Genomic DNA, 24,217 nt, shown 5'->3' with positions numbered 1-24,217 from the left:
TGGAACAAGATTCTGTCCCAGCCACATCGGCTTTTGCTTATTTACAAATGATGTTCAAACAAAATGACCTGATCCATTAAGTCAAAGCTCTTCAAACCAGCCTTTCAGCGATGGTTCGCTCTTGCTTACTTAATAACAGTCTTTTTATTAAGCGTGATAACGTTCTACACCATCTAGGTATGTTGCTTCTAAAGTCATATCTGGATTCAATACGATAAAATCAGCGTCCCGTCCTTTTACGATCTTGCCACAAGTATCATCGATCTTGCAGCTGATTGCTGGTACTAAGCTTCCCATCATCACAGCTTGTTCAGGTGTAGCTAATCCCCAGTCTACTACATTTTTGATTGCTTCTTTTAATTTCAAGATACTTCCTGCTAAATTACCTGATTCTAAGCGAGCAGTTCCATCTTTCACGACCACTGGAAATTCTCCTAAATTATAATTGCCATCAGGCATTCCACCAGCCATCATGCAATCAGTGATCAATGCCACATGGTCATGACCTGCTTTTTCCATTAAAATTTGAGCAGCATTTGGATGAACATGATGCCCATCACAAATCAATTCTGAAAAAACATGTTCTAGCGATAGTAGCGCACCAACCATTCCAGGTTCACGATGATTTAATCCACGCATGCCATTATACGCATGGACAAAGACACTGGCACCTGCTTCTACTGCCTTTTGTGCTTCATCGATCGTCGCATTACTATGACCCAATGAAACAACCACGCCTTCATCTGTCACTTGTTTGACAAACTCTTCAACGCCTTTTCGTTCTGGGGCTAGGGCAATTTTTTTGATCAGTCCGCCAGAAGCTTCTTGCCATTCATGGAAAGTATCAAGATCAGGGTCTCCAAAATAACTTGGATTTTGCGCCCCTTTATGTTCTTCCGTAAAGAATGGTCCTTCAAAATAGATTCCTTTAATTTTTGCTCCAGGAGCTTCTTGGTACATTTTTCCAATTGTTTCAGCTACATCTTTTAAACGTTCTTTACTTGATGTTAAAGTAGTTGGTAAAAACGATGTTACTCCACAAGAAAGCAATCCTTCTGACATTGCTTTCACACCTTCTGCATCATTATCCATCACATCATGGTTCATATAGCCATGAATATGCGTATCAACTAGACCAGGAGCGATCCATTTTCCGCTTTGATCAATGATATTGACTTCTCCTTCAGGTGTGTTTTGGGTATACTCCCCAAAAAGACCATCAGTGATTTCAAGATAACCTGCATTTTTGACACCGGATGACAAAAAGAATTTGTCTGCGTAGATAAAAGTTCTCATTCTTCTCTCTCCTTTGATTTTCTATCCTAAAGGTACTCTTATTTTGGAGATAAGTCAAGAATGGTCTACACCATTTAGAGACTTTTTGCTATTTTTTTAACTGATTGTGCCAATTCTTCATAAAAGAGAGCTTTATTGATTTCACCTTTCTTTTTATAAATCAAACTCTTTAAAATAAATAAATCGTTAAGGTAATAATAACTATTTTTATCTTGCGCCCACCGTATTCCTTGATTTACTTGTTCTAAAGATAGTTCAATTTCTCCTTGGTGCAACAAAAAGCTTCCATAGTTATAAAAAATTTGAGTAAACTCACTTTTGGTTCGATCTTGGATCGTCTCTTGGAAGAGTTGGATACTACGACTTAAATAGTACCTCGCTTCCGCAGTTTTGCCAGCTACGCCATAGATTTTGCCAATACAACTGACTAGCTGGATCTCAACATCTGTCACTTGTGTTCGATCTTTTAATGTCGAATAGGAGAGCGCTTCTTTTAAATAACTAAGTGCTTGAGCAATATTTTTTCGTAATGTAAATTCACAGACGCCTAAATAATAATAATATTTTTGAAAATCCGCAGCTTCGTACAAATTTTCTGTAACTTCTGGCGATTTTAACACTTGTTCCAGCTTGCGATAATCTCGTTGCTGAAAATACAAGTCTGTTAACTCAAAATTCTTTAAGACCGCTCGAATTTTCCCATGAGATAAACGCATGACATGATCGATCGTTACGCCTAAACGTTGGCAAATTTGTGCCATTACAACAACATTTGGTAGCTCTTCATTATTTTCAATTCTGCTTAAAACACTCTGTGAACAAATATCTTGCGAAAGCATTTTTTGTGTCATCTTCTGTTCTTTTCGAATTTCTTTTATGATTGTACCAAAGGAAGCGACCAACGTTTCCATAAGCATCCTCCTTCAAAATATGCGTATTCGCATTATACCAATATTTTACTTTACGGAAGAAGAAACATCAAGAAAAGTCCTATCAAAAACTTGTCCGACTTTTTTCCTTCCTTATTTTTGATTTAGCTAGTGATTATTTCATCTCTCACACCAAAAAGAGCCAAAACTTGAGTTCGGCTCTTTTGAGTAAAAACATCCATGACAGGCTATTCTTGTCGGTAAGTCGATAAAAATTCACGCATTTTGACAGCAGTCGTTTTCAGATCATCCATCTTTGGTAAATAAACGATTCTAAAATGATCCGGTTGATGCCAATTAAATCCCCCACCATGAACCAGCAAGATATGATGTTCATGTAGGAAATCTAAAACAAACTTTTCGTCATCTAAAATATTGAAACGCTTCGTATCAATCTTAGGAAAAATGTAAAACGCTGCTTTAGGTTTTACTGCAGAAAGGCCGGGAATGTCATTAATGGCATTGTAAATAAATTCTCGTTGCTCATAAATACGCCCACCAGGTAATAATAATTCATCCACACTTTGATAACCACCTAATGCCGTCTGAATGATTTGCTGAGACAATACATTGGAACAAAGACGCATCGAAGAAAGCATGTTCAATCCTTCAATATAGCCTTTAACATGTGATTTATCTCCACTCAACACCATCCAACCAACACGAAATCCTGCAACACGATGGGATTTAGATAAACCATTCAACGTCACGACAAATAAATCTGGTGCCAAGGTAGCGATTGGAATATGTTCTAAACCATCCATGACTAAACGATCATAAATTTCATCAGAATAAATAATCAATTGATTTTGACGAGCAATCTCCACGATTTGCTCTAAAATCTCTTTTGGATACAATGCTCCAGTTGGATTATTTGGGTTGATGATCACGATTGCTTTTGTTCTACTCGTTATTTTTGATTTAATGTCATCAATATCAGGATACCATTCTGCTTGTTCGTCACATATATAATGAACAGGTTTTCCACCAGCCAGTGATACTGAAGCCGTCCATAATGGATAATCAGGCATCGGAACTAAAACCTCATCCCCATTATCAAGTAGACCTTGCATACACATTGTGATCAGTTCGCTGACTCCATTCCCTGTATAAATGTCGTTGATCGTCACATTGGGGAACTTTTTGATTTGACAATATTGTTCAATCGCTTTTCTTGCTGAAAAAATGCCTTTAGAATCAGAATAGCCTTCTGAATCTCGTGCATTCATAATCAAATCACGTATCACTTCATTTGGCGCTTCAAATCCAAAGGGGGCAGGATTTCCAGTATTTAACTTTAAAATACTGATCCCTTCTTCTTGCATACGTTCGGCTTCTTCTAACACAGGTCCACGTACGTCGTAGCTTACGCCTTCTAGTTTATTGGATTTTTCAAATTCTCTCATAACGCTATCCAATCCCTCATTTCAAAATAAACAGAAATTTCTGATTTTTTATTTTTTACTTATTTTCAATATCATACTCTATCCCTCTAAAATTTACCACAATTTTAAGTAAAACCATAAGAAATTTTAGTTAGTTTTCAAACTCATTTCCGTCGATATTCATTGAATAAATTCGCGCCCCAGTCCATAGCAATTCCGCAAATAACACCCAAAAAAATTCCGGCAGACAAATCTTTCAATACAATACCAAGAATTAGCCCCACACTCATTCCTAAGATAGAAAACTCCCCATCATATTTTTCCACTTTTTCTCTCCCTTTTCATCTTGACATCTGCGGAAATACTCGCTATCATTAATTTATTGTTATTATACGCAGACGTGATGGAACGGCAGACATGCAAGATTGAGGGTCTTGTGAGCGTACGCTCGTGTGGGTTCAAATCCCATCGTCTGCATCAATGACTAGTCGTAGAGCATTCCGTGCTCTACGTTTTTTTGTTTTCTTATTCACGTCTTATTAATAAACTTACTGTTCGTTATACTAAACGACCTGACTTCTGATAATTTTACGCATTAATTCTTCTTTCTATTTTACTCTTCCTGTTAATTTACTGCTAATGATTACCATGGACAGTTCCTTCTTATGTTTCATAAGATAGCTTTTTTGATTATTTCTCCTTATTACGATTAAGCAATGAAATCAGTATTGTTTTATCTGCATGCCTTCTATTTTGCCCATCTTGATCATTTTTTATACTTACAACCTATGACCTATACTGTAAAAGAATTATGAGAACGATGAATATTAGGAACCATAATTGAACGCTTATTCAATCGATTCTTTTAAATAGTGTAACGCTTGTTTACAGTTCTTGAATCCTTTTGCTTTTCATTGGACATTTCTCTTTCTTGACCTATATATTTCATTTTTTTCTCATCATCAAACTCGTATTCTTATAAATAAAGATGACATTACCAGCTTATAACCTTATTTTATAAGCTTAAGCAGTATTTTAGTACTAATATAAAAATTAGTTTATAATTAGAGTATGTCAAATATGGAGAGGAGAAATAACAAATGAAAACTTTAGACATTATTGCTTTAACATTATTGATCGTTGGTGGATTAAATTGGTTATTGGTTGGTTTATTAGAATTTGATTTAGTTGCTACTATTGCAGGTGGATCTACGACAATTCTAGCTAAAGCGATCTATATTATCGTAGGAATTTGTGCTATTTATTGTTTGAAATTCTTTCCACTTATTACAAATAGAGTAGAACGATAATTTTTTAATTATCCTCTGTTCCTAATATAAATAAAGCAGTCATGAGCGTTAGTTTGTATGCTCATGACTGTTTTTATTTATATTCATGTAAGCGTTATTCAAGACAAAAGAGAGATTTTTTCTACAGAAAAACGTGAGATTAACCTTTTCTTAATAACTAGAGAGCTACTCTTTTCAGAGACATTATGCTTGATTTTACGACAAAGAAATCGCTTTCGATTACATATGTTACTTCAAATATTACAAAAAAGGTAGATTTGTCATAAAGCTATTACCTATGAAATATATCCCCGTGGTAAAGTATTCCTCGTTGGTCACAACAAAACTATTTTTAAATTTACGAAGGAGCTTTTACATGAAATCACTTAAAACATTACTATTAGGAACAACTTTGACTGCCGGCGCACTATTCTTTATGGGAACATCTGCACATGCGGACGAAGCTTATACCGTTCAATCAGGTGATACGCTATCAACGATTTCTCAAAAATACGTTGGTGATAACTCCTTGATCCAAACTATTGCAGAAAAAAATTCAATCTCAAACATCAACTTGATTTATTCAGGTCAACAATTAACAATCCCAACAGGCGAACAAGCAGCAACAACACAAACAGCTTACCAAGCGCCTGCTCAAACAAAAACAGTGGCTGAACAACCAGTGAAGCAAGAACCAGTTCAACAAGCAGCACCTGCCCAACCAGTTGCTCAAGCAACGCAAACAGCGGCACAAGCAACACCAACAACAACAAACACAAGCTCAGCGAAAGAATGGATCGCTCAAAAAGAATCTAGCGGTTCTTATACAGCAACAAACGGTCGTTACATCGGACGTTACCAATTAGATTCTTCTTACTTAAATGGTGACTATTCAGCAGCAAACCAAGAACGAGTTGCTGAACAATACGTATCTTCTCGTTACGGCTCATGGGAAGCAGCTAAATCTTTCTGGGAAGCAAACGGTTGGTACTAATATAAAATAGCTTGTTTAAAAAGCGAAGGTCCCTCTTTAGGATCTTCGTTTTTTTTACTAAGCAAAGCGTAAATGAAAAAAATTGGCAGAAATGGTATCCTTTCTGTCAATTTTTTTGGTAATTTCGATTTTCTAATTCCAGTTTGGCAAATGGTGGTTCGTTCATCGTTTTTCTTGAACAGTTGTGTTTATCTAACTGCTCAAAATTATTTTTTGTTTCTTTCATGACGTTCAATAAATAGTTGTTCTCTGCTTTCAATCGTTTCACTAATGAATTCAAATAATTGTTTTCTTTATGTAATTCGTCTATTGTTTTACTCTTTTCGTCTGTCATATGATTTGAGTAGTTGTCTGTTTCTCTTCCTGGTTTCTTCATCCCCACCTCAGAAGGCAACAACGAGTGGTGAAGTAATTTAGTATACAGTTCTTTGTATTCCTGATACTCAGCATTCAATTGTTCTTTCCTATGATCATTTGTCGATTTTTTTCGATAGATGGATGTCTTATTTTGTTGAAGAACTGCTTCTAACTTTTTGAGTAATTCTGTTTCTATTTCACAGTTTTTATATTTGGACATAATATAAGCAGAATTGAGACGTCCTTCTTTCATGGGTATTAGGCCAATATGTAAGTGTGGTTTCTCTTCATCAAAATGAACATGTGCATAAATGATATTCGATAGACCGTATAGTTTTTGAAAGGTTTGAACAATTTGTAAAAAAAATAGTTTTGTTTCTCTTACTGATAATTTTTTTAATGCCGATTCTTTAAAGATGATTCGCCATTCAATTAATATTGTCCAATTAGAATGAATCGATTTTGTTGAAGATAAATGGGTCAAATATTTTCTAATGATCTTTTTATAGTCAATAAATTTCTTATTTAAAACATCATAATTTAAAGATGTTTTATCTGGTTGTACAATACTTGATTCAACTATTTCTCTTTGATTATGTCTTTGGACTTGTTCTAATTCATAAAATCGATAATCCGTTTTTTCTAATTTGATTGATTTAATAGTTCTGCCTCCTTACTTTCTTCTTACTATGTGAATCTTTCAAACAAGTAAATAAACAACGTTTTCATCTAAAGTTTAGTTAATTCTATCCGAAAAAACAAACCGAAAAATTCCTATTTCTTGGTAATTATGTACTTTTAGTGAAATAAAAAAGGACCCTCTTTAAAGGATCCCAAGTAAACCAGTTAAAACAAAACCTACTTCGTGAATTTTCGAGTGAACTAAGATAATAAAGCAAGCTTTGGCCCGCCTCTAAATAACTATTTTTTATTATGCTAGCTATGATTCGTTAATCAATACGGAGTGTTCCATCAATGGTTGTTGTATTGATTAGTTCTTTTTCATCATATACTTTATAATATATCTTTATGCCATGCGTACCCGAGGAAGGCATATTCTTGAAAGCAACCGATTCAATCCCATTGTTGGGTGGAATCAATCCTGAAACATATAATTTTTTTTGATTAGATGCTAAATAGTATTCTACTTGTATATTATAGGAGTTGACACCCACATTACGTACATCCACGTGGGCTTTTCCCTCTTTATTTAATTCGATTTCATGCTTCAATACAATCCGAACATTGTCTTTATCGACTTCTTCCTGCATCTTTTTTAATAATTCGCCATTATTCAACTGAGTGATGTTCTCATCAAAATCTGGCAATCCTGTAACGACTTGAGGGGGAGATTGATTAAAATAGAAGTATCCACTGATCCCCAATATCAAAAGTACTACAGAGAAGGTTATCAGGATATATGTGCTTTTTTTTCTTTGTTTTGCTTTATGTGCCATTTAAAAATCTCCCTTTCTGATAAAATCAAAAACAAATCGTCTCAACCAGATGGATAAAAAAATCATTCGTTAAGCATTTACTTTTATTTTTTTCAAACAATCCACAAGTTTTTTTGTTGATCAACTAGTTTCTTTCGTTCCAACAGTTTATACTTTCAATGATTAGCAGAACTCCAACTATTTGGAATCCTGCTAAATGGTATTCTAAGACAATCATGTCATTGTTACTATGTGCGAAATTCCCTGTTTATTCTGCTGGGAATTCCAATAATATATGATATAAATGAAACAAATCATGCTTTTTTATGATTCAGTATCTTTTAAAGCAGTGAAATTAAACGTTATTTCGTAACTTGGTCTAACCACTTGATTTTCTTTAAATCCTTCAGCGATTTTTCCTTCGAATTTTAACGTTTTAGATGAAGATTTATCTAATTCTGTTAAATAAGTAGGGCTATTAAGAAATTGACCCGCAACACTTTGTAAACGGACGCCCGCTTCATTTGTTGGCGTAAAGTATAAATCTTGTCTTACACCCGATTGACTTTTTTCTTCAAATTTTGATATTTCAATCTTGACTCTACGTGCACTAGAATTATTTGTTACGGTATAAATAGGTGATAAGATATTAGGAAGTGGCTGGCCATCATCTGTTACCGCATTTGCATAACGTACTTTTGTAGGTACAGTGATGTCAACATAAGATACATCTTCCGGTCCGACCGGATCCCATGGACCAATCCAGCCATCCACTCCAATTTGTGCATTATCTTTTCCTTGAATAGTTGCGCTGTCATCCTCAGGGTCACTTAATCCAGGAATCCAGCCTAATTCATTATCTTTAACTGTTTCTGCACTTGCATTCATTGTTCCAATTCCAAATCCACCTAATAAAATAGATGATACTAGTAACACATTTGTCAACTTCTTCATTATTCTGTCTCTCTCCTCGCTGAAAACGTCTCACAACATTTCCATAAAAATAAAATTACATGATATAGTTTTTTTCTCGATTGAGCTCAATCAACATAACCGTTGAGAAAAGGGATACAATTGTTCCAAGTAACATCATATAAACGCTCAATTGTTCACCAGTTTGTGGAAGTCTCACTTTTTTTGAAGAACCTGAATCAGATGGTGTGATCGTTATAGTTGCTTTTTCTTTGGTTCCTGCGTCACTTACGTTATCAATTGTACTGGCATCTGCGTCCGCATCCCATACTCCTATTATTGCTTCAACTTGAATCGTTTGTTCATTTGTGGTTTGTGCATGACAGTTTGTTGTAATGAAAAGACTAACCATTAAAACACCTATCAAATAATACATCACTCTTTTTATTTCGCTCTTCACCTCCAATACTTTAACGACGCAACCTCCACAATAATATTATCCGTAAAAATAAAATAGAATGAAAACCAAGTTTTACCGATAGATTGGTAAATACCTTTTCCATTAGTAATTGTTATGTAACAAAAAGATGATTAGCTTAGAACATCTAAAAAATAATACTTAATTTTTAGCCATATCAGTTGATAAGCGGTAACTTTTCCGAAATTTATAGTCATAGTGCAAACTAACTATCCATACTGGAATTAACTTTTATATGGTAATAATCAACTAATTTATTAATGATATCTTCATCAAAATAACTAGACATCCCAATCGTTGGAATACCGAAATGGTCAGGCGAATATACATCTGTTAAAAGGCAATCGAACTTTTGTAAATAGCCCTTTTGTATTTGAGTAGTAGGATCGAGTATCTCAATTTTGATATTATGTCTAAAATAAAATTGAATTTCCTCTTTGAGCATCCGCATATGATCGTAAGAGCTATCCAATAAAAGTGCTACATTGATACTTGCTTTACTTTCTCTCACGCGTACCCATAGTTCAGACCAAGAAGTTAATAATTTGAAGATGGATTGCTGGATCATTTCATCTAAGTAAGATAAAAATGGATTACCAAGAGAAAAGTAAATATCAAAAAATTCATCTCTTAATGCGGTAACTAACTCAGGACTTACCTTCAACGTATTTTCAAAAAAATCCGTTTTTTTATTGTATAAAATATAAGTAGGTCGCACCGAACTCATGGTCGTCCAATAAATATCATGAATCAACTTATCTCGATTCTCGCAAAGTAATCCAAAACGTTCTTCCAGCAAAGTAATCACATAGCCGATCTGTTTCTTTATTGAGACCGAATCGATTTCAACTCCTTCTGAATGAAAGCGAGCGATTGGATTAATTGGCTGATGGAATTCATAAAATAATTGCTGAAGATTTTCTTTTACACTTTTGATGCCAAAGACATTATGTATTTTTTCTACTAGTTTTTTTTCGTTCATTAGATGTGTAAAATGAAAAGGTATCTCGTTAACTTCTAATTGATAGCCTTGCTTCAATCGTGTAAAACAGACATACAATTGAAATTTTAAATTTCCCAAAAATAAATGATGGTCATTGTTCACAATTGCCCATATCGTATTTTCTTTGATGAATATATCAATGATCTCTGAAATCAAATTTCTTTCTTCTTTTTGTATCAATTTTTCGGGCAAATGATATTTCTCAGAAAAATATACTGAAAAGAAGTCTCTGATATTCCCTTCGTTTCCGATAATTTTGATTTGATTGGTAATTTGAAAATCGAAAAACCGGATTTCTTGATTGATTCGATTAATTACCCTTGATACCTGAGTTTCTGAAATATAAAGCAAATCACTAAGCTCTTCTTTAGAAGTAACTTTTCCTAGGAAAATCGTTTCCAGTAATGTGTATTCTAGACTCTTTTCAAGAATTTTTGAATAGATAAATGACTTAGGCGTTGTGATATCTTTCTTTAAAATGATTCCTGCTCTAAAAGAAGTTTCAATTGATAGAGGCTCAATCATTTCGTTGACTTGAGATAGATCATTTCGAATGGTTTTTTCTGAACTATCAATTTTTTCAGCTAATTCCGCAGTCGTAATCCATTCCGTATTCCAAAGGATTTCTAAAATATTCAATTGGCGTCTCAAACGCCCGTCTAATATTTCTCTCATTTCTATTACATCTCTCCTCTCCTAACAGATAAATACTCCTTGTTTTATTTTTAGCATATCCCAATCTTTAAAAATAACCTTAATATACCGAGCCCTTGGTAAAATATCTTTCATAATCTTTTATTTTTTCCAACGATCCATTGAGTTGTTCGTGATGCAAAGTAAAAAAATAGGAGACCAAAGACAATCATTCATCTCGGGTCCCTTTACTAGGTAGATCTATGCAACAAACAGAATCGTTTTCACTAAATAGCACGCTCACTTTTTTTATAGTTAATGTAACGATAACTGCTCTTTGGATGTTCATTCGGAAATACTACTATGATTGTTACTGTATCGTTCAGCCTCTTTCTCAATATGTATATTCAACTTGTTTTGCTTTTAGATGAGTATATTCTTTCTAAAAACGTGTAATTCTTCCTTTTTGTTGATCAAAAAATGATGTAGTTTTTTGACAAATTCTTCTCCAAAATAATTAGGGACGCCAATAATTTTCACATCTCCTAGATCGCCAGTATTAAAGCCATTGGTTAGGACACAATCATAGTGTTTTAGCTGATTCACAGAATTTTGTGCTATTGGCAATAAAATATCAACTTCATATGTATTTCTAAAATGATATTCGATTTCTTCTTTTAGCATTTTTAAATGCCCGGCTGGTGCATCTAATAGCAATGCAGCGTGGATTTTAATCGTTGGCTTACGTATTTCCGAACGAAATTCAGACCATTGTGAAACTAAAGTATAAATGGATTGATAAATCATATTTTTTTTATCTAGAGAATGAACGGTTAGATCGTCATATATTTCACTGAATTTAGCTTTCAAATTTAAAACGATATCTTGTCGATCATTCATTAATTCGCAGACAAAATCTTCTTCAACGTTATTTAAAATATGCGTTGGACCGATCGTACGAAATATCCGCCACATAACGGCCTGAAGTAGAGCTGTTTTGTTCTGGCAATTAATCTTAAATTCATAGCTAACTTCCAAAATCAGATTTTCCAGTCTTGTTTGTAAGATCGATTGACTAGTCCCTAGTTGTAAGCATCTTTCATTTAATTTGAATGGAGCATGAAAATACTCAAACAGGTTAAACAAAACTTCTTCTGATAGTTCGATACCAAACACAGCTTGCCACCTTTTGTTTAATTCTCGATCTCCAGTAATCATAGAATAATTAAAATAATCTTCCTCTTGTTTAAAGAATGAGCTAGATTTACAACGATAGGCAGCCACCCATAATCTCATTCGCATTTTATTCAATAAAAAATGATGTTGATCATCCATAACCATCTTCTCTTTATTTTGTTTATAAAAAATATCAAGTACTGTATCAATCAGTTGAAATTCTTCTGTTTTAAAAAGTAAATCGGGTGAAAGGTATTTTTCATAGAACAAACTAGAGAAAAGTTTACGGATATTTTTTTCGTGACCGATCAATTTCAAATCATTTGTGATTTTTATTTCGTATTTTTTCATTAAAATATTCATTTTATTATGTAATCGATTGAGTTGTGTTTCTGAAATAAAGAGTTGATCGCATAGTTCCCCTCTTTTCATCATGGGATTGATGAATATCATTTCCAACATTTGACATTCGACACTTTTTTGTAAAAAAAGCGAATAAACATATGATTTTGAAACACCTAAGTCTTTACTTAAAAAAACGCCATATTTTACCGAAGTCTCTATTTTTAAAGGTTCAATTATTTCATTCAGTTGTTTGATGTCTGTTCGTATCGTTTTTTCAACCCCACCTATTTTTTTGACGATCTCTGCAATCGTCAGCCATTCGTTGCTCCAGAGTAACTCTAAGAGTGCTAGCTGTCTTAAACTTTGTTTCGTTAGTAATTGCTTCATTTTCCCCTCCTAATCCCTCAAAATTTACAAACGCTTTGTTTTCTCTATTCTCCTCTATTATTAATTTTAATGTACGAAAATAAGTATGTCTACCATTTCATTAAAATATAAGTATAATAATATTAAAAAAGTAGTGATCAACCTATAAGATTCGTGCTTTTCTGCGAGGTAATATTTTAATAAAAATAACACTCAAGATATCTATTATTAAAATATTTACTACCGGATCTTTTAGAGAACTCCATAAAGAGCCTTTCACTAAAATAATCTTTTTATCATTTTCACTACAATAGAAAAAACGCCTAAATTCGAGGACATTTTCAGCCACAGATTTAAGCGTTTATTTTTTTATATTTAATCGTTTTTTTACATAATCAATACACTGTATTTTTTATTTCAATAAATAGGATAAATCACTCGCTACCGTTGGATAACCCATGATCCATTGCTCTAATTCTTCTTTTTTTGTATGTTGACTGATTAATAAATTCAAATCATTGATTAAATCATCTGCCTGTTCACTAAGGACACTGGCACCAATCAAATACCCAGCTTTGTCATAGATCATTTGGGATTTAGCAAGTGGTTCATTCACACGATGATAGGTAAACCAATTGGTCATATCAATTTCTACTACTTCTTCTTGTCCAGTGAGTTGTTTTTTTGTTACCCCGAACTGAGCCAATTTCGGACTAGTAAAAACGATCGTAGGGATGGAAGGGTAACTAATTTTTTCTTTAGTATTTCCTAATACATAGTTTGCAACATAATTTCCTTCAAAGGTAGCAACTGGCGTTAATTTTGGCTCTGTCCGTGAGATGATATCCCCGCAAGCAAAAATCATTGGATTACTCGTTTGAAGATAGTCATTTACAACAACACCATGTTTCGTTGTTTCTACCTTCGCCTTTTCCAGGTCTAGTCGCTCAACATTTGGCTGTCTTCCAGTGGCACAAAAAATCGCATCTGCTTGTAGTTCTTGATCGTTTGACTGCAAGGAATAGTGCGTTCCTTCTTGAATGATTCGCTGTGACTCAAAATCAAAAACAAATCGAATCCCGGCTGCTTCCATTTGTTTAACTAATTGTTTGACCAATTGTTCGTCAAATGCTTTTAATGGTCGTTGATTATGGTGAACGATCGTGACATTGCTTCCTGAAGCATGAGCGATCATCGCTAATTCAAATGCAATATAGCCTGCACCAATAAAAATAATGTCCTGAGGCAATTCACTTAATGATAAAAAGTCAGTACTTGTTTGTAAAAATTCATTCCCATAAATAGGTAAAATCGATGGTCGTTGACCAGTAGCAAGAATGAAATGTTCAGCTGAAATTTTTTCTTCTCCTACCATGATCGTATTTTCATTGATAAAGCGTGCTGTTCCAGCTAGATAATCAATGTCAGCTGCTGCTAATTCTTTTTGACGATTCTTTGAAACTGGATCTGTAAAACTGCGCTTAAATGCTTGTAGTTCTTGCCAATCAACAGTTGGTACTTCGCTGAATCCTTTACCCAACAACTGTTCAATTCGTTTTCTTGCTTCCACACTATTTAGTAGAATTTTTTTAGGGTCACATCCTCGATTAGGACAAGTACCACCCCAAAGATTTTCTTCGATGATCAAGACGTTCTTCCCTGCTTTTTTTAACCCATAAGCCACGCTCATACCAGCTACGCCAGAACCAATCACAACTTCATCATATTCTTTCATTTTCCCTTTCCTTTCTAGATAAATAAGTGAAGATATCTTTTCTTGTAATCTCCCCTAGATTTTCCTCATTTTCTCGAATATTTACTGCTTCATGTTGGATCAATAATTCGAATACTTCAGTCAGCGGTGTACTTAAGTAAACATCTGGAAAATCCGCTTGATGAAGTCCTTTGCTGTAATCGTCAGCTACGATCAGCTCTTTTACTGTTTGTTGTTTTTGTTGAATCGTTTCATCAAAAAAGCTCCGTACAAATTCATTTTTAGGCTGAGTCAACAACTGGTCGGGTTGGTCACATTGAATTAATTCGCCCTCTTTCATGACAGCGATCCGATCTCCTAATTTTATGGCTTCATCCATATTATGCGTCACAAAGACGATCGTTGTGCCTAATTCTTGATGTAAGGAAAGTACAAGGTCTTGTAAAGAAGCTCGAGACAAAGGATCTAAAGCACTAAATGGTTCGTCCATCAAAATAACTTCTGGGCTAGCTGCCAAAGCACGGACGATACCGATCCGTTGTTGCTCTCCACCGGATAATTCCTGTGGCATTCTATTTCGATAGATTGTAGGATCAAGTCCGACTTTCTCAAGTAATTGGTCAGCTATTTTTTCTCTTTTTCTTCTTTCCCATCCTAGCATTTCTGGAATAACTTCGATATTTTGTTGGACAGTCATAGTTGGAAACAACGCAATTTGTTGTAAAACATAGCCCATTTTCCACCGCATTTTTTGTAAATCATAGTCTTTTAACGATTTACCCTTGAAGAATATCTCCCCTGCGCTCGGCTGAGATAGACCATTGATCATTTTAAGCGAGGTCGTCTTCCCGCTACCAGAGGGACCCACCAAAACAAAGATTTCCCCTTGTTCAATCGATAAGTTTAGTTCTTTAATTGCATATTTTTCGCCAAATTTCTTTTGGACTTGCTTGAATTCTATCAAATTATTCATTTATTCCCCTCCTTCAGTAGTCCTTCTTTTTCCAAGAATGCATGCGCTACTTCCGCAGGTTGTTGTTTTTCTACATTCACTTGATAATTCATTTCAATCATTTGAGATTCTGTTATTTTGCCAGCGAGCTTGTTTAGAGCTGCAACGATTTCTGGATGTTCCTTCGCAAAGGCTTTGGTCATCAAAGGAGCTCCTTGATAATTTGGAAATAATCCCTGATCATCTTCTAAGGTGACAAGGTCATATTGTTTTAGATCACTATCCGTCGAATAAGCATCTACTACATTGACATCTCCGTTATCGATGGCTTGATAGCGTAAACTTGGTTCCATACTTTGTACACTTGGAAAATTAAGCTTGTAAAGTTCTTGGATTCCTTTATAGCCATCCGAACGATCAATAAATTCTAATGTGAAACCGGCTTTTATCTGATCTTCAATCTTTCCCAAATCAGAAATGGTTTTTAGCCCATTTTCTTTGGCAAATGATCGCTTCACCGCTAAAGCATAGGTATTTTGATACGCCATTGGTTGAAGAAGTGTCATTTCAAATTGTTCACCTAATAAGCGATTCGCTTGATTATAGGTTTCTTTTTCATTCAATTCTTTATTTTTTAAGTCATCAGGTACTTTAACTAAGCTTTCTAAAACAGTTCCTGTAAATTCCGGATAAATATCGATCTGTTGATTCTCCAATGCACTAAAAAGAAAACTGGTTTTGCCGAAGTTCGGTTTTAATTCAACTTCAACATCTGAATTATCTTCAATTAATTCTTTATACATTTGAATCAAAATATCTGGTTCTGAACCTAATTTCCCAGCAATTGTCACCTTATCTTCTTTAAAGAGTCCGCTTTGATACAAAGATATTCCGCCGATTCCCAAAAAGATAAGCAATAAAGTGATAACTGTATATCGAGGTTTCAAATGTTGAAGAAGTCTGATTAAACTACTGAAAATAATCGCTAACAAAGCTGAACTGATTGCACCAATCAAAGTCAAAACTGGCGTATTTCGATCAATTCCTAATAAGATAAACGTTCCTAAGCCACCGGCACCGATCAATGCTGCTAACGTTGCTGTTCCAATGATCAAGACAAGGGCTGTCCGAATACCTGAAATAATAACAGGTAATGCGATTGGCAATTCCACTTTGATCAACCGTCTCATGCGTGACATACCAAAAGCAACTGCTGCTTCTTCAATGGATGGATCAATTTCACTAAGTCCGATATACGTATTTTGAAAAATTGGTAATAACGCATAGATCACTAATGCAATCAACGCTGGCACTGTTCCGATTCCAACGAAGGGGATCAACAATCCTAATAAAGCTAAAGATGGGATCGTCTGTAAAACACTGGTTATCTGCAACAATACTTCTGCCATTTTTTTATGGTTCACTGCCCAAATAGCTAATGGGATTGCAATAACAATCGCAATCAATAAGGCAATTAATGAAATTGATAAGTGCTGAAATGTTGCGGAGATCAATTCTCCTTTTCGCTCATCAAGCGTTTGAAAAAAATTATTCATAGGATCTTCCTTTCCATTCTAATTTAAGTATAAACATAGACGAAAAAATCCCCAACTAAGTTGTCTGAAAAGAACAAAAAAGATGCGTACTTCATCATTTGTAAACCCAACACCCCGGCAATTCTTAGAGTATGCTTCAAACTAGCAATGAAGTCCTTAATCAATAAATGGAAAGAAAATGGAAAGAAAGAGGAAATTTATTTCTTCAAACTCTATGTATTTCTTTTATATAAAAAAAGACACATCTCACGAATTTGAACGAGAAATGTGTCTAATTTATTTGAATATAAAAAAACAGCCAGTAAAGCAGAAACCTCGTGGGGGAGATAATTTTTACTGGCTTGTTCATAAATTATTATACTGTAAGTTTTGTCCAATGATAAAAAAAAGTAATAAATGATCGTTTTAGAGTCATAAACGTTCAATTTTTCTCGAAATTCCTATTTTTTCTCAAATGACTAGCTGGTTTGCTCTTTCTTTCACTCCGTATAATGGGTAAAATTCTTGACCTTTTTGATACAAAATTTCTTTTTCACGATTTTTCATCAAGAAAACAAGCAACTCTTTCATCGGCAGATTGGGTTTATTTGGTTCAAATAAAAACACACATTGAGTCTCACCCTTTTTTTGAATACTCGTCAAAGCCTGCAGATTATCATGAAGATCACAATAGATGCCTTTATACTCTCTTTTCGTTGGAGAAGTTGTGATGAGTGTTAATAGATCAGCTGCTCGCATAGTTACTCCTTTCCTTGAACATCCTTTAAATGTTGAAAAAATTTTTCAAATTATCTATTGAAGATTCTTAACTAATAAGTATAATAAAGAAGTTGCTGAAAATTTTCAAAAGAAAAGAGGTTTGAGAATGAAAAAAATAAATCTATTAATTGATCTGGTTGGTATCAGTTTTGGCGCTGCACTTTACGGTTTAGCTGTGACCGGGATCAATATTCCTGCTAAATTAGCAGATGGTGGTGTAACTGGGATTGCCCTTTTACTTAATAATTTATTCGGTTTTGCTCCTTCCATTACATCACTTATTATCAATTTACCATTGCTATTGGTTTCATTATTCATTTTTGGTAAGCAGGCTTTTCTGCGAACGATTGTCGGAACCTTTGCCTTAGTGTTCTTTTTACATTTGTGGGAAGGACTAAACGTCCATTTTGCTGTCCACAATCTTTTACTCAATAGCCTGATGACTGGTGTATTATCTGGTATCGGTTGTGGTCTGGTCTTTCGCTTTGGTGGAAGCACTGGCGGAACAGACATTATTTACCAAGCCTTTGAAAAATATTTCCATATCAAGATCGGTAAAAGTCTATTCTTGATTACATTTGGTATCTTGGTTGTTTCTTTATTATATCTGGATGTAACACATTTTGTTTATACCTTACTCAGTTGCTCCATCTTATCTTATACGTTAAACAAAGTGAAATATCTCGAAGTAAAAGGTTCTCTCAATCCTTTTTCTGCAAATCGTTCAAAAGAACCTTTTGATACTCTTGATTCTGCAGAACAATTTGAATAACATTCTTAAATGATTGGTTAGCGACTGAAAAGTATATTTCTACTTTTCAGTCGCTATTTCGTTACTAGCAAAACCTCCAGTAATCACTACTTTACCATGTACTTTTCCAGTCTCTACTTCTTTCGTTGCCTGCTTTAAAGTCTCTTTGCTGATGCCTTCTCTGTATACTTTTCCTAAAGTAGTATGGATTTTTTCTTCTTCTACCAATGCTGTCAAATGTTTTAATATTTCCCCTTGTGTCTCGATTAGTTGACCATAATCCGTTTTAGTAAACATATACTCCCATTCAAATGAAACAGATAAATTTTTAAAACTTGCAATATCGATTGGTCCATCAAGTCCTACGATCATCCCAATTTTCCCCATAGGTTGAATCATTTCTGCCAGCTCAGTTAGATAGGGACGGATATCATGTAAAACCGCTACGACATCGACGGTGCTTATCCCAACCTTTTCTAGTTGAGGCTTTAACTCTTGATGGTAATCAATTGGATGATCGACCCCATTTTCTTTTAACCATTGAAAGTTTTTGGGGCTGGCTGTCGCAACCACCTCTAATCCACTCCATTTTGCTAATTGTGTGAGAATCGAACCGACACCTCCAGCACCGTTGATGACCAATATTTTTTTACCTTTATTCGCTGATTCTTTAGGAATCAATTGAAATTTCTCAAATAAGAGTTCATAGGCGGTGATCGCAGTTAACGGTAATGCTGCACTAGCTTCGTCCGTGAGATTTTCTGGTGCTTTTGCCACAATTCGTTCATCTACCAACTGATATTCTTGGTTACTACCTGGTTGTTTTTCTGAACCAGCATAATAAATACGGTCTCCTATCTCAAAATTTTCAGATTGGGGACCTTTTGCAACTATTCTCCCTACCGCATCAAATCCCAAAACAGTAAAAGACTCTTGTTTTGGCGTCTGCATTCTAAATTTTACATCCACTGGATTCACTGAAACCGCTGAAATCTCCACCAATAACTCCCTTTTTTTAGGAACCGGAGTTTCTGCCAACTTTTCTAAAAAACTATTTTTGTCAGTCAATGGTAATCCCTCATAAAACCCTATTTGCTTCATTTGTTTTTTCATAGAAACCTTTCCTTCTTTCTTTATACAAAAAGACCTGGATCAATCCACGAAAGGAGTTATCCAGGCTTTCCATTATTTAAAATAGCTATTTTCTCCCAAAGAATTCCCTTGTTCTTCTATCAATCCTTTTAATGATCTTTCTAAAACACCATGATTTTTATCTTTTCTTTTTGATGTCGCACTGAGTGGTTCTTTCTCAGCTTTGTTAAAAGGTTGTACAGAAGGAGAGCCGGCTTTTTTTGTTTGGTAAGGTACCGGTTCATTATCAAATAACAAATATGAATCTTTCATTTTTTTCATTGAATCAACTAGTTCTGCGTCAGAAATACTAGATACTTTTGGATCAGGAATAATTGATGCTGGCACATACTTAGGTACAAAGTAAGAACGCCCACGACCATTTTTTTGTTGGTTCGATGTATAGGCTTTGGTACTTGTGTGCTGCTCTTGACTCTTCTGACTATTCATTGAATCAGCCGCTTTTCTCGTCCGCTGATTAGTCAATGGGCGATTACTTGCTTGATGCGTATGATAATCAGGAAGCTGTTCTTTGTGTCTGACTAAATTTTCTTTTGGAATTGTTGATTTTTTTGAATTGCTCAAATTTCGACGTTTGCGTTGTTCTCTAGCATCGCCTTGAGCAAAGTGAAATTCTTGCATTTGCTCAAACATTGGTTGATTATTGTTTTCGGTTAATAGATCATCCTGTCCATCAAATAAAACACGCCTTTGGTTTTTTGCTAGTTTGACGCCAATTTCGTCATCATAGGCAGGAAAACGAAAATGTTTCCGTCTAATTTCATTCATTTTAAACCATCCTTCTCATAAATGGAACTTTTCTCAATCATAGCATAATTTTTTCATTTTCCATAGTAACCATAACTAAATTTAACCTCTTTCGACGGTCATCTGGTCGTTTCTCGAATGACCAATTCAGGGAAAAATCGACGGTATCCTTGACTTTCTCCTTTTTCGGTAATTTTTTTTAACAACATTTCACCACAAACTTCACCCATTCGTACGATATCTTGTTTTACCGTAGTTAATTTGGGTGAACTGATTTGGTCTAAAAATACACCATCAAAGCCAATGACTCCAAAATCTTCAGGAATTTTCCCCTTTTCTTTAGCAATACCTCTTACAATCCCTAAAGCTAGTCGGTCAGAGCTGCAAATAAAACAAGTCTTTGGTTTAATAGTTGACCAATGATCGGCAAGATATTTCTCTGCCATTGTCGAATGATTTGGGAAACGTAATATTTGCGGCTTCATGTTGGCTGTCTCCATAACTGAAAGGTAGCCTGCTTCTCTTGATAACTCAAATGGCTCATCCTCGTCAATCCCAATATAAATAATGGTCTCGTAACCGCATTCCATAGCATATTGTGAAGCCTTTGCTGTGCCATAATGATTATCGCTATCTACATAATCATAGCCAAAACGATTTTCACCAAAAAGGACGACTGGTTTTTCCAATCGGTCGATCCAGTCAAAATCTTTTTCTCTCACCCCTGTAATGATGTAGCCGTCGCAAGACCCTACGTCAAATGCATCATTGGTTACCAACTGCAAAGAATAGTGCGCTTTGCCAATACATTTTGCAATTCCCATCAATAAATTCATATAATACGGTTCTGTTGTATCAATCTCTTCAAGGATGAAAAGTTTGATGATTTGTGACCGATTAGAAACGAGTGCTTTTGCTGCAATATTGGGGCGATAATCTAATTCTGCCATCGCAGAAAAAACTAATTCTTTTAACTCATCCGTTACTTGTTCCGGGTGATTGATGACACGAGACACCGTCATTTTGGATACATTTGCTTTTTTAGCAACATCAGCTAATGTTGGCATAGGTTGCTCCTTTCACAATAGAAAACTTTTTTCTGTTTTCTACCATTATAGCAAACTTGAAAGCGATAAAATGTAGAAATATCGTAAAAATCATCTGCACGCCAGCATCTTTTTAATAAAAGTTCACTAGAATCGAAAGCCAGTTACTCCATTTTATTAGAAAAATGTACGTTATCTCCATCTATTTTCTAGTTTCAGATATGAACTAGAAAATAGCAAAGAATGAGACTAAGCCAAAAATAGCCTCCTCTTCTAGTATCTCTAAAACGAATAAACGGTGTTTAAGGAGCAACAACATCAAAAAATTTGCCGAAATTGACTAAAAATTTGAGAAACACCTAGTAAGTATCCATCAACAAAAAAAACCAGTGTTTGTGTTTCTTGTCAATTTTTGGATATTCTTTCGTATTTCTTGATGCTAAACGCTTATTTCTCAACCTCAACTTCGATTATTTCATAGCATTGTTTACTTCTCTATCTATTTAATTTGTTATAAAAAATCAGAATACACCTGTCTTTTCTATTCTTTGGATCCATTCATCATTTGCACCAAAAATTTGGTTGCTCTATCCATCAATGGTACTTTTACCATATGCTTTTCGGTTTGCGAATAATCAAAAACAAGTCCTTGACCATAACGTTCTTTTTGATTATTTTTCACAAAATCATTGGTTTGTTGAAAGGGAATTTTCTCGTCTTTTTCACCGTGCCAAAAATATAAAGGTCGCCCAGCTAGTTTTTCTGGCTGCAAAGATAAATCATATTTTTCGACCCAAGAAATTAAATCAAAATAATCGTTCGGCAGTATGTATTGGTACTGATGAGCTCTTTTGTAAATTTCTTTAGCATACTGTTCAGGCGCAGGGGAACCCATCAGACAAATACCACCAACCAAATGCGGATGTTTTGTTAACAACGCACAAGTCGTCATCCCCCCCATTGATACGCCACCTACAGCTACTTTTTCATGAAGAACATCTCGTTTTTCTAAGTGCTTCAATAAAGTCTCAAATTCAAATAAGTTTCCATAAATACTATTCCAAAAGGTAAAGGAAGGAATAGCAGAAACTACTTGCTTTCTTTCACCATGGTTCATTGCATCTGGTAGTAAGACACGAAATCCTTGTTTAGCAAACTTTCTTCCTTGTGTCAAAACTAATTCTTTACTCGTTTGCCAACCATGATAATAAATAATTATCGGAATTTTTTCAGCTCTTAATTCGGTTAGGACAACTTCTAATAATGGAATATTATTTACTTTACGTTTTAATATCATTGGATTCACTTCTTTAGTCTCCGATCTTCATCAAAATAGTCGAACGAAATATTTCCCATCCACTAACCACAATTTGAAATAAACAAATCGTACCAAACAAAATCAAAAATAAGCTCATCGTTTTTGAAAAGAGCAATAATGCTAAAAGACCAGCTAGTCCTAATCCTAAGGTCAGCAGTGGATAAATTGTGAAATTAAAAAAACTAGCAAAGCTGCCAAAAATATTTCCGATAAAGATCACGGAAAATAAAAAAATACTTAAAAGCAAGCTATCGGTCAATGATATCTGAAAGATATTATTATTGGCTACGATGGGCTGCTGAAGTAAATATAAATCTAAATACCCACAAGAGGCAACACTGAGAACATGAGTGACTCCTATGGCTCGGTTTATTATTTTCATTCGTATCACCAACTCTCTTTATAATTCTATTATAATCGTTTTATCATCATTTAGAACAAAAAAGGCTTAAATTTTAATTTTTTCTTTTTTCCAAATAATCGTTCACAATTAAAATGACCTAACAACCTATAAGTACCTCTTGATTTTTTGTCATGCTCCTCATTTTGACTGTCTAGTTCTGAAAAAACTTAATTCTTTTTTCAGGCATTTCATGTTCAAACTTCTCCTTTTTAAAATAGAGAATAAATATACTTTTGGGAAAATCTACATCAAACTGATCTATTATTAACTCATAAGTAATAATCAATGTTGTCACTAAATTCCTTTGTGAATAAAAACATTTAAGTGAGGCACATCATTAGTAAAACCTTTAATTAAATTAGTTTGAAAATTTGTAATTGAAGTTAAAATGAAATTTACCATATAAAAAAAGCCTTTATTTTTTATTTCCATTAAAAAGCATCGACATATACTCATCATTTTGTTATCATATATCTGATTAACACTATTTTTATCAGGAGAATATATGAAAACGAAACGACAGACAAGTACATTTTTGCACATAGGGACGCTTTTCGCCCTATTGACACTTTTTTTGTTCTTATGCTATTCCTATTTCAGATCTTCCGATATACCATGTAATGCCTTTGGCTGGTTATTGTTAGATCACCCCGGTTTAAGTCAGGTAGATGAGAGCCTCTTCTTGTTAATTCTTTCATCTTTGTGTGGTTTTATTTTTTCATTGGCTTTTCGAACATATGTGAAAAAACAAATCCCCAAAAAGATGGATGAAGCTGCTACAATTTTTGTTGCATCTAGGTTGCTCGCATTGCTGACCGTTTTATTCTATTCCTTTAACCAAAATTCATTGTTCTTTTTTATACTGAATGGACTGGTTATCATTTTATCCATCTTTACTTACTTTATTTTTTCACTAATATTCAAAAAGTTACGCTTGCCACTTTTAATGCAACTAATCCCACTATTCTGCTTTGTCTATAGTGTCTTTTCTTTTCTTGTATTAGCGTTAGCGCCAACTTTTGATCCAGCAAATATTCAAATCACTAGTAATTTTCTTGAATTACTCTTCATTTCGTGTTTAGGAATGATGATGTGGCAAATAAGAAAAACAGTTCAGGACAAGTAAGTCTAAGTGCCTTGAACTGTTTTTTTATTTTTCGGATGATATTGCTAATAAAGAATCCTTTACAATAGACATAAATGATTGAATTTTACATAAA

23 protein-coding genes and 1 tRNA gene are annotated in these 24,217 nt (G+C 34.4%); 5 read left to right on the top strand and 19 right to left on the bottom strand.

All coding sequences use genetic code 11. From position 1 onward, the window contains the following. Positions 1-147: 147 nt before the first annotated feature. The 4 genes from nagA to IGJ32_RS05165 all read right to left on the bottom strand — a co-directional run bounded on the left by nagA (position 148) and on the right by IGJ32_RS05165 (position 3,936). Positions 148-1,296, bottom strand: a complete 1,149-nt coding sequence (nagA, locus tag IGJ32_RS05180; protein ID WP_010737413.1) for an N-acetylglucosamine-6-phosphate deacetylase — start codon at positions 1,294-1,296, stop codon at positions 148-150. Positions 1,297-1,370: 74 nt separating this feature from the next. After that, positions 1,371-2,207 carry a helix-turn-helix domain-containing protein gene (locus IGJ32_RS05175; protein ID WP_160231657.1) on the bottom strand — a complete coding sequence of 279 codons (837 nt, stop codon included), beginning with the start codon at positions 2,205-2,207 and terminating at the stop codon, positions 1,371-1,373. 206 nt (positions 2,208-2,413) lie between these two features. Beyond that, positions 2,414-3,631, bottom strand: a complete 1,218-nt coding sequence (locus IGJ32_RS05170; protein ID WP_373169158.1) for a pyridoxal phosphate-dependent aminotransferase — start codon at positions 3,629-3,631, stop codon at positions 2,414-2,416. A 143-nt stretch (positions 3,632-3,774) separates the two neighbouring features. After that, positions 3,775-3,936 carry a hypothetical protein gene (locus tag IGJ32_RS05165; RefSeq protein ID WP_010719418.1) on the bottom strand — a complete coding sequence of 54 codons (162 nt, stop codon included), beginning with the start codon at positions 3,934-3,936 and terminating at the stop codon, positions 3,775-3,777. A gap of 68 nt (positions 3,937-4,004) precedes the next feature. On the opposite strand from IGJ32_RS05165, the gene IGJ32_RS05160 reads away from it, so the two are divergent. The 3 genes from IGJ32_RS05160 to IGJ32_RS05150 all read left to right on the top strand — a co-directional run bounded on the left by IGJ32_RS05160 (position 4,005) and on the right by IGJ32_RS05150 (position 5,893). Further along, positions 4,005-4,087, top strand: a tRNA-Leu gene (locus IGJ32_RS05160). A gap of 623 nt (positions 4,088-4,710) precedes the next feature. After that, complete coding sequence (locus tag IGJ32_RS05155) at positions 4,711-4,920, top strand: DUF378 domain-containing protein (protein WP_010719419.1); 210 nt, start codon at positions 4,711-4,713, stop codon at positions 4,918-4,920. Positions 4,921-5,275: 355 nt separating this feature from the next. Then, entirely contained in the window at positions 5,276-5,893 is a 618-nt protein-coding gene (locus tag IGJ32_RS05150) for a LysM peptidoglycan-binding domain-containing protein (protein ID WP_178306004.1), read from the top strand. Positions 5,894-5,999: 106 nt separating this feature from the next. Here IGJ32_RS05150 and IGJ32_RS05145 read toward each other — a convergent pair whose 3' ends face one another. From IGJ32_RS05145 to IGJ32_RS05100, 10 genes are all read right to left on the bottom strand, one after another. Continuing rightward, the gene (locus IGJ32_RS05145; protein WP_430610969.1) at positions 6,000-6,818 is read right to left on the bottom strand and encodes a plasmid recombination protein; all 819 of its coding nucleotides are present in this window, start codon (positions 6,816-6,818) and stop codon (positions 6,000-6,002) included. A gap of 382 nt (positions 6,819-7,200) precedes the next feature. Continuing rightward, positions 7,201-7,707, bottom strand: coding sequence for a hypothetical protein (locus tag IGJ32_RS05140; protein ID WP_010737409.1), 507 nt, complete (start codon positions 7,705-7,707; stop codon positions 7,201-7,203). Positions 7,708-8,010: 303 nt separating this feature from the next. After that, positions 8,011-8,640 (bottom strand): hypothetical protein, encoded by a 630-nt coding sequence (locus tag IGJ32_RS05135; RefSeq protein WP_010737408.1) that lies wholly within the window; start codon positions 8,638-8,640, stop codon positions 8,011-8,013. Between the two features lie 55 nt (positions 8,641-8,695). Then, positions 8,696-9,058, bottom strand: a complete 363-nt coding sequence (locus tag IGJ32_RS05130; RefSeq protein ID WP_229445205.1) for an LPXTG cell wall anchor domain-containing protein — start codon at positions 9,056-9,058, stop codon at positions 8,696-8,698. A 223-nt stretch (positions 9,059-9,281) separates the two neighbouring features. Next, positions 9,282-10,754, bottom strand: a complete 1,473-nt coding sequence (locus IGJ32_RS05125) for a helix-turn-helix domain-containing protein (RefSeq protein WP_010719424.1) — start codon at positions 10,752-10,754, stop codon at positions 9,282-9,284. A 381-nt stretch (positions 10,755-11,135) separates the two neighbouring features. Further along, positions 11,136-12,620, bottom strand: a complete 1,485-nt coding sequence (locus tag IGJ32_RS05120; RefSeq protein ID WP_034700342.1) for a helix-turn-helix domain-containing protein — start codon at positions 12,618-12,620, stop codon at positions 11,136-11,138. Positions 12,621-13,011: 391 nt separating this feature from the next. Then, positions 13,012-14,334 carry a dihydrolipoyl dehydrogenase family protein gene (locus IGJ32_RS05115; protein WP_342081952.1) on the bottom strand — a complete coding sequence of 441 codons (1,323 nt, stop codon included), beginning with the start codon at positions 14,332-14,334 and terminating at the stop codon, positions 13,012-13,014. After that, a complete protein-coding gene (locus tag IGJ32_RS05110; protein ID WP_088775651.1) occupies positions 14,321-15,286 on the bottom strand; it encodes an ABC transporter ATP-binding protein in 966 nt (321 codons plus the stop codon). The genes IGJ32_RS05115 and IGJ32_RS05110 overlap by 14 nt, the downstream gene beginning before the upstream one ends. Then, entirely contained in the window at positions 15,283-16,821 is a 1,539-nt protein-coding gene (locus tag IGJ32_RS05105; RefSeq protein WP_207427548.1) for an ABC transporter permease/substrate-binding protein, read from the bottom strand. Before IGJ32_RS05105 ends, IGJ32_RS05110 begins: the two co-directional genes overlap by 4 nt. Positions 16,822-17,271: 450 nt before the next feature. Further along, on the bottom strand, positions 17,272-17,559 hold the full coding sequence (locus tag IGJ32_RS05100; protein WP_034700338.1) for a hypothetical protein: 288 nt from the start codon (positions 17,557-17,559) through the stop codon (positions 17,272-17,274). Positions 17,560-17,686: 127 nt separating this feature from the next. Here IGJ32_RS05100 and IGJ32_RS05095 point away from each other — a divergent pair, with 127 nt between their 5' ends. Continuing rightward, on the top strand, positions 17,687-18,352 hold the full coding sequence (locus tag IGJ32_RS05095; RefSeq protein WP_010719430.1) for a YitT family protein: 666 nt from the start codon (positions 17,687-17,689) through the stop codon (positions 18,350-18,352). A gap of 39 nt (positions 18,353-18,391) precedes the next feature. On the opposite strand, the gene IGJ32_RS05090 is transcribed toward IGJ32_RS05095, so the two are convergent. From IGJ32_RS05090 to IGJ32_RS05070, 5 genes are all read right to left on the bottom strand, one after another. Then, positions 18,392-19,444, bottom strand: coding sequence for a zinc-binding alcohol dehydrogenase family protein (locus IGJ32_RS05090; protein WP_342081951.1), 1,053 nt, complete (start codon positions 19,442-19,444; stop codon positions 18,392-18,394). Between the two features lie 72 nt (positions 19,445-19,516). Continuing rightward, positions 19,517-20,251 carry a hypothetical protein gene (locus tag IGJ32_RS05085; protein WP_010737399.1) on the bottom strand — a complete coding sequence of 245 codons (735 nt, stop codon included), beginning with the start codon at positions 20,249-20,251 and terminating at the stop codon, positions 19,517-19,519. Between the two features lie 98 nt (positions 20,252-20,349). Further along, a complete protein-coding gene (locus IGJ32_RS05080) occupies positions 20,350-21,297 on the bottom strand; it encodes a LacI family DNA-binding transcriptional regulator (protein ID WP_034700335.1) in 948 nt (315 codons plus the stop codon). A 520-nt stretch (positions 21,298-21,817) separates the two neighbouring features. Continuing rightward, positions 21,818-22,582: an alpha/beta fold hydrolase gene (locus IGJ32_RS05075; RefSeq protein ID WP_342081950.1), complete on the bottom strand. Its 765-nt coding sequence runs from the start codon at positions 22,580-22,582 to the stop codon at positions 21,818-21,820. Between the two features lie 4 nt (positions 22,583-22,586). Next, entirely contained in the window at positions 22,587-22,976 is a 390-nt protein-coding gene (locus IGJ32_RS05070; protein WP_342081949.1) for a hypothetical protein, read from the bottom strand. 526 nt (positions 22,977-23,502) lie between these two features. Between IGJ32_RS05070 and IGJ32_RS05065 the strand changes: the two genes are divergently transcribed. Then, positions 23,503-24,123: a hypothetical protein gene (locus IGJ32_RS05065; RefSeq protein ID WP_010719437.1), complete on the top strand. Its 621-nt coding sequence runs from the start codon at positions 23,503-23,505 to the stop codon at positions 24,121-24,123. The last annotated feature ends 94 nt before the right edge of the window (positions 24,124-24,217 follow it).

This window comes from Enterococcus sp. DIV1639a (genome assembly GCF_050530445.1).
GTDB classification, from domain to species: domain Bacteria; phylum Bacillota; class Bacilli; order Lactobacillales; family Enterococcaceae; genus Enterococcus_B; species Enterococcus_B hirae.
Note: the sequence above shows the minus strand (reverse complement) of the source record. Positions and strands in the feature narration are given on the sequence as shown.

Bases quoted from the DNA above. Each gene is read 5' to 3' on its own strand.
- nagA (WP_010737413.1), bottom strand. From the start codon at position 1,296: ATGAGAACTTTTATCTACGCAGACAAATTCTTTTTGTCATCCGGTGTC.
- IGJ32_RS05175 (WP_160231657.1), bottom strand. From the start codon at position 2,207: ATGGAAACGTTGGTCGCTTCCTTTGGTACAATCATAAAAGAAATTCGA.
- IGJ32_RS05170 (WP_373169158.1), bottom strand. From the start codon at position 3,631: ATGAGAGAATTTGAAAAATCCAATAAACTAGAAGGCGTAAGCTACGAC.
- IGJ32_RS05155 (WP_010719419.1), top strand. From the start codon at position 4,711: ATGAAAACTTTAGACATTATTGCTTTAACATTATTGATCGTTGGTGGA.
- IGJ32_RS05150 (WP_178306004.1), top strand. From the start codon at position 5,276: ATGAAATCACTTAAAACATTACTATTAGGAACAACTTTGACTGCCGGC.
- IGJ32_RS05140 (WP_010737409.1), bottom strand. From the start codon at position 7,707: ATGGCACATAAAGCAAAACAAAGAAAAAAAAGCACATATATCCTGATA.
- IGJ32_RS05135 (WP_010737408.1), bottom strand. From the start codon at position 8,640: ATGAAGAAGTTGACAAATGTGTTACTAGTATCATCTATTTTATTAGGT.
- IGJ32_RS05125 (WP_010719424.1), bottom strand. From the start codon at position 10,754: ATGAGAGAAATATTAGACGGGCGTTTGAGACGCCAATTGAATATTTTA.
- IGJ32_RS05120 (WP_034700342.1), bottom strand. From the start codon at position 12,620: ATGAAGCAATTACTAACGAAACAAAGTTTAAGACAGCTAGCACTCTTA.
- IGJ32_RS05115 (WP_342081952.1), bottom strand. From the start codon at position 14,334: ATGAAAGAATATGATGAAGTTGTGATTGGTTCTGGCGTAGCTGGTATG.
- IGJ32_RS05110 (WP_088775651.1), bottom strand. From the start codon at position 15,286: ATGAATAATTTGATAGAATTCAAGCAAGTCCAAAAGAAATTTGGCGAA.
- IGJ32_RS05105 (WP_207427548.1), bottom strand. From the start codon at position 16,821: ATGAATAATTTTTTTCAAACGCTTGATGAGCGAAAAGGAGAATTGATC.
- IGJ32_RS05100 (WP_034700338.1), bottom strand. From the start codon at position 17,559: ATGCGAGCAGCTGATCTATTAACACTCATCACAACTTCTCCAACGAAA.
- IGJ32_RS05095 (WP_010719430.1), top strand. From the start codon at position 17,687: ATGAAAAAAATAAATCTATTAATTGATCTGGTTGGTATCAGTTTTGGC.
- IGJ32_RS05090 (WP_342081951.1), bottom strand. From the start codon at position 19,444: ATGAAAAAACAAATGAAGCAAATAGGGTTTTATGAGGGATTACCATTG.
- IGJ32_RS05085 (WP_010737399.1), bottom strand. From the start codon at position 20,251: ATGAATGAAATTAGACGGAAACATTTTCGTTTTCCTGCCTATGATGAC.
- IGJ32_RS05080 (WP_034700335.1), bottom strand. From the start codon at position 21,297: ATGCCAACATTAGCTGATGTTGCTAAAAAAGCAAATGTATCCAAAATG.
- IGJ32_RS05070 (WP_342081949.1), bottom strand. From the start codon at position 22,976: ATGAAAATAATAAACCGAGCCATAGGAGTCACTCATGTTCTCAGTGTT.
- IGJ32_RS05065 (WP_010719437.1), top strand. From the start codon at position 23,503: ATGAAAACGAAACGACAGACAAGTACATTTTTGCACATAGGGACGCTT.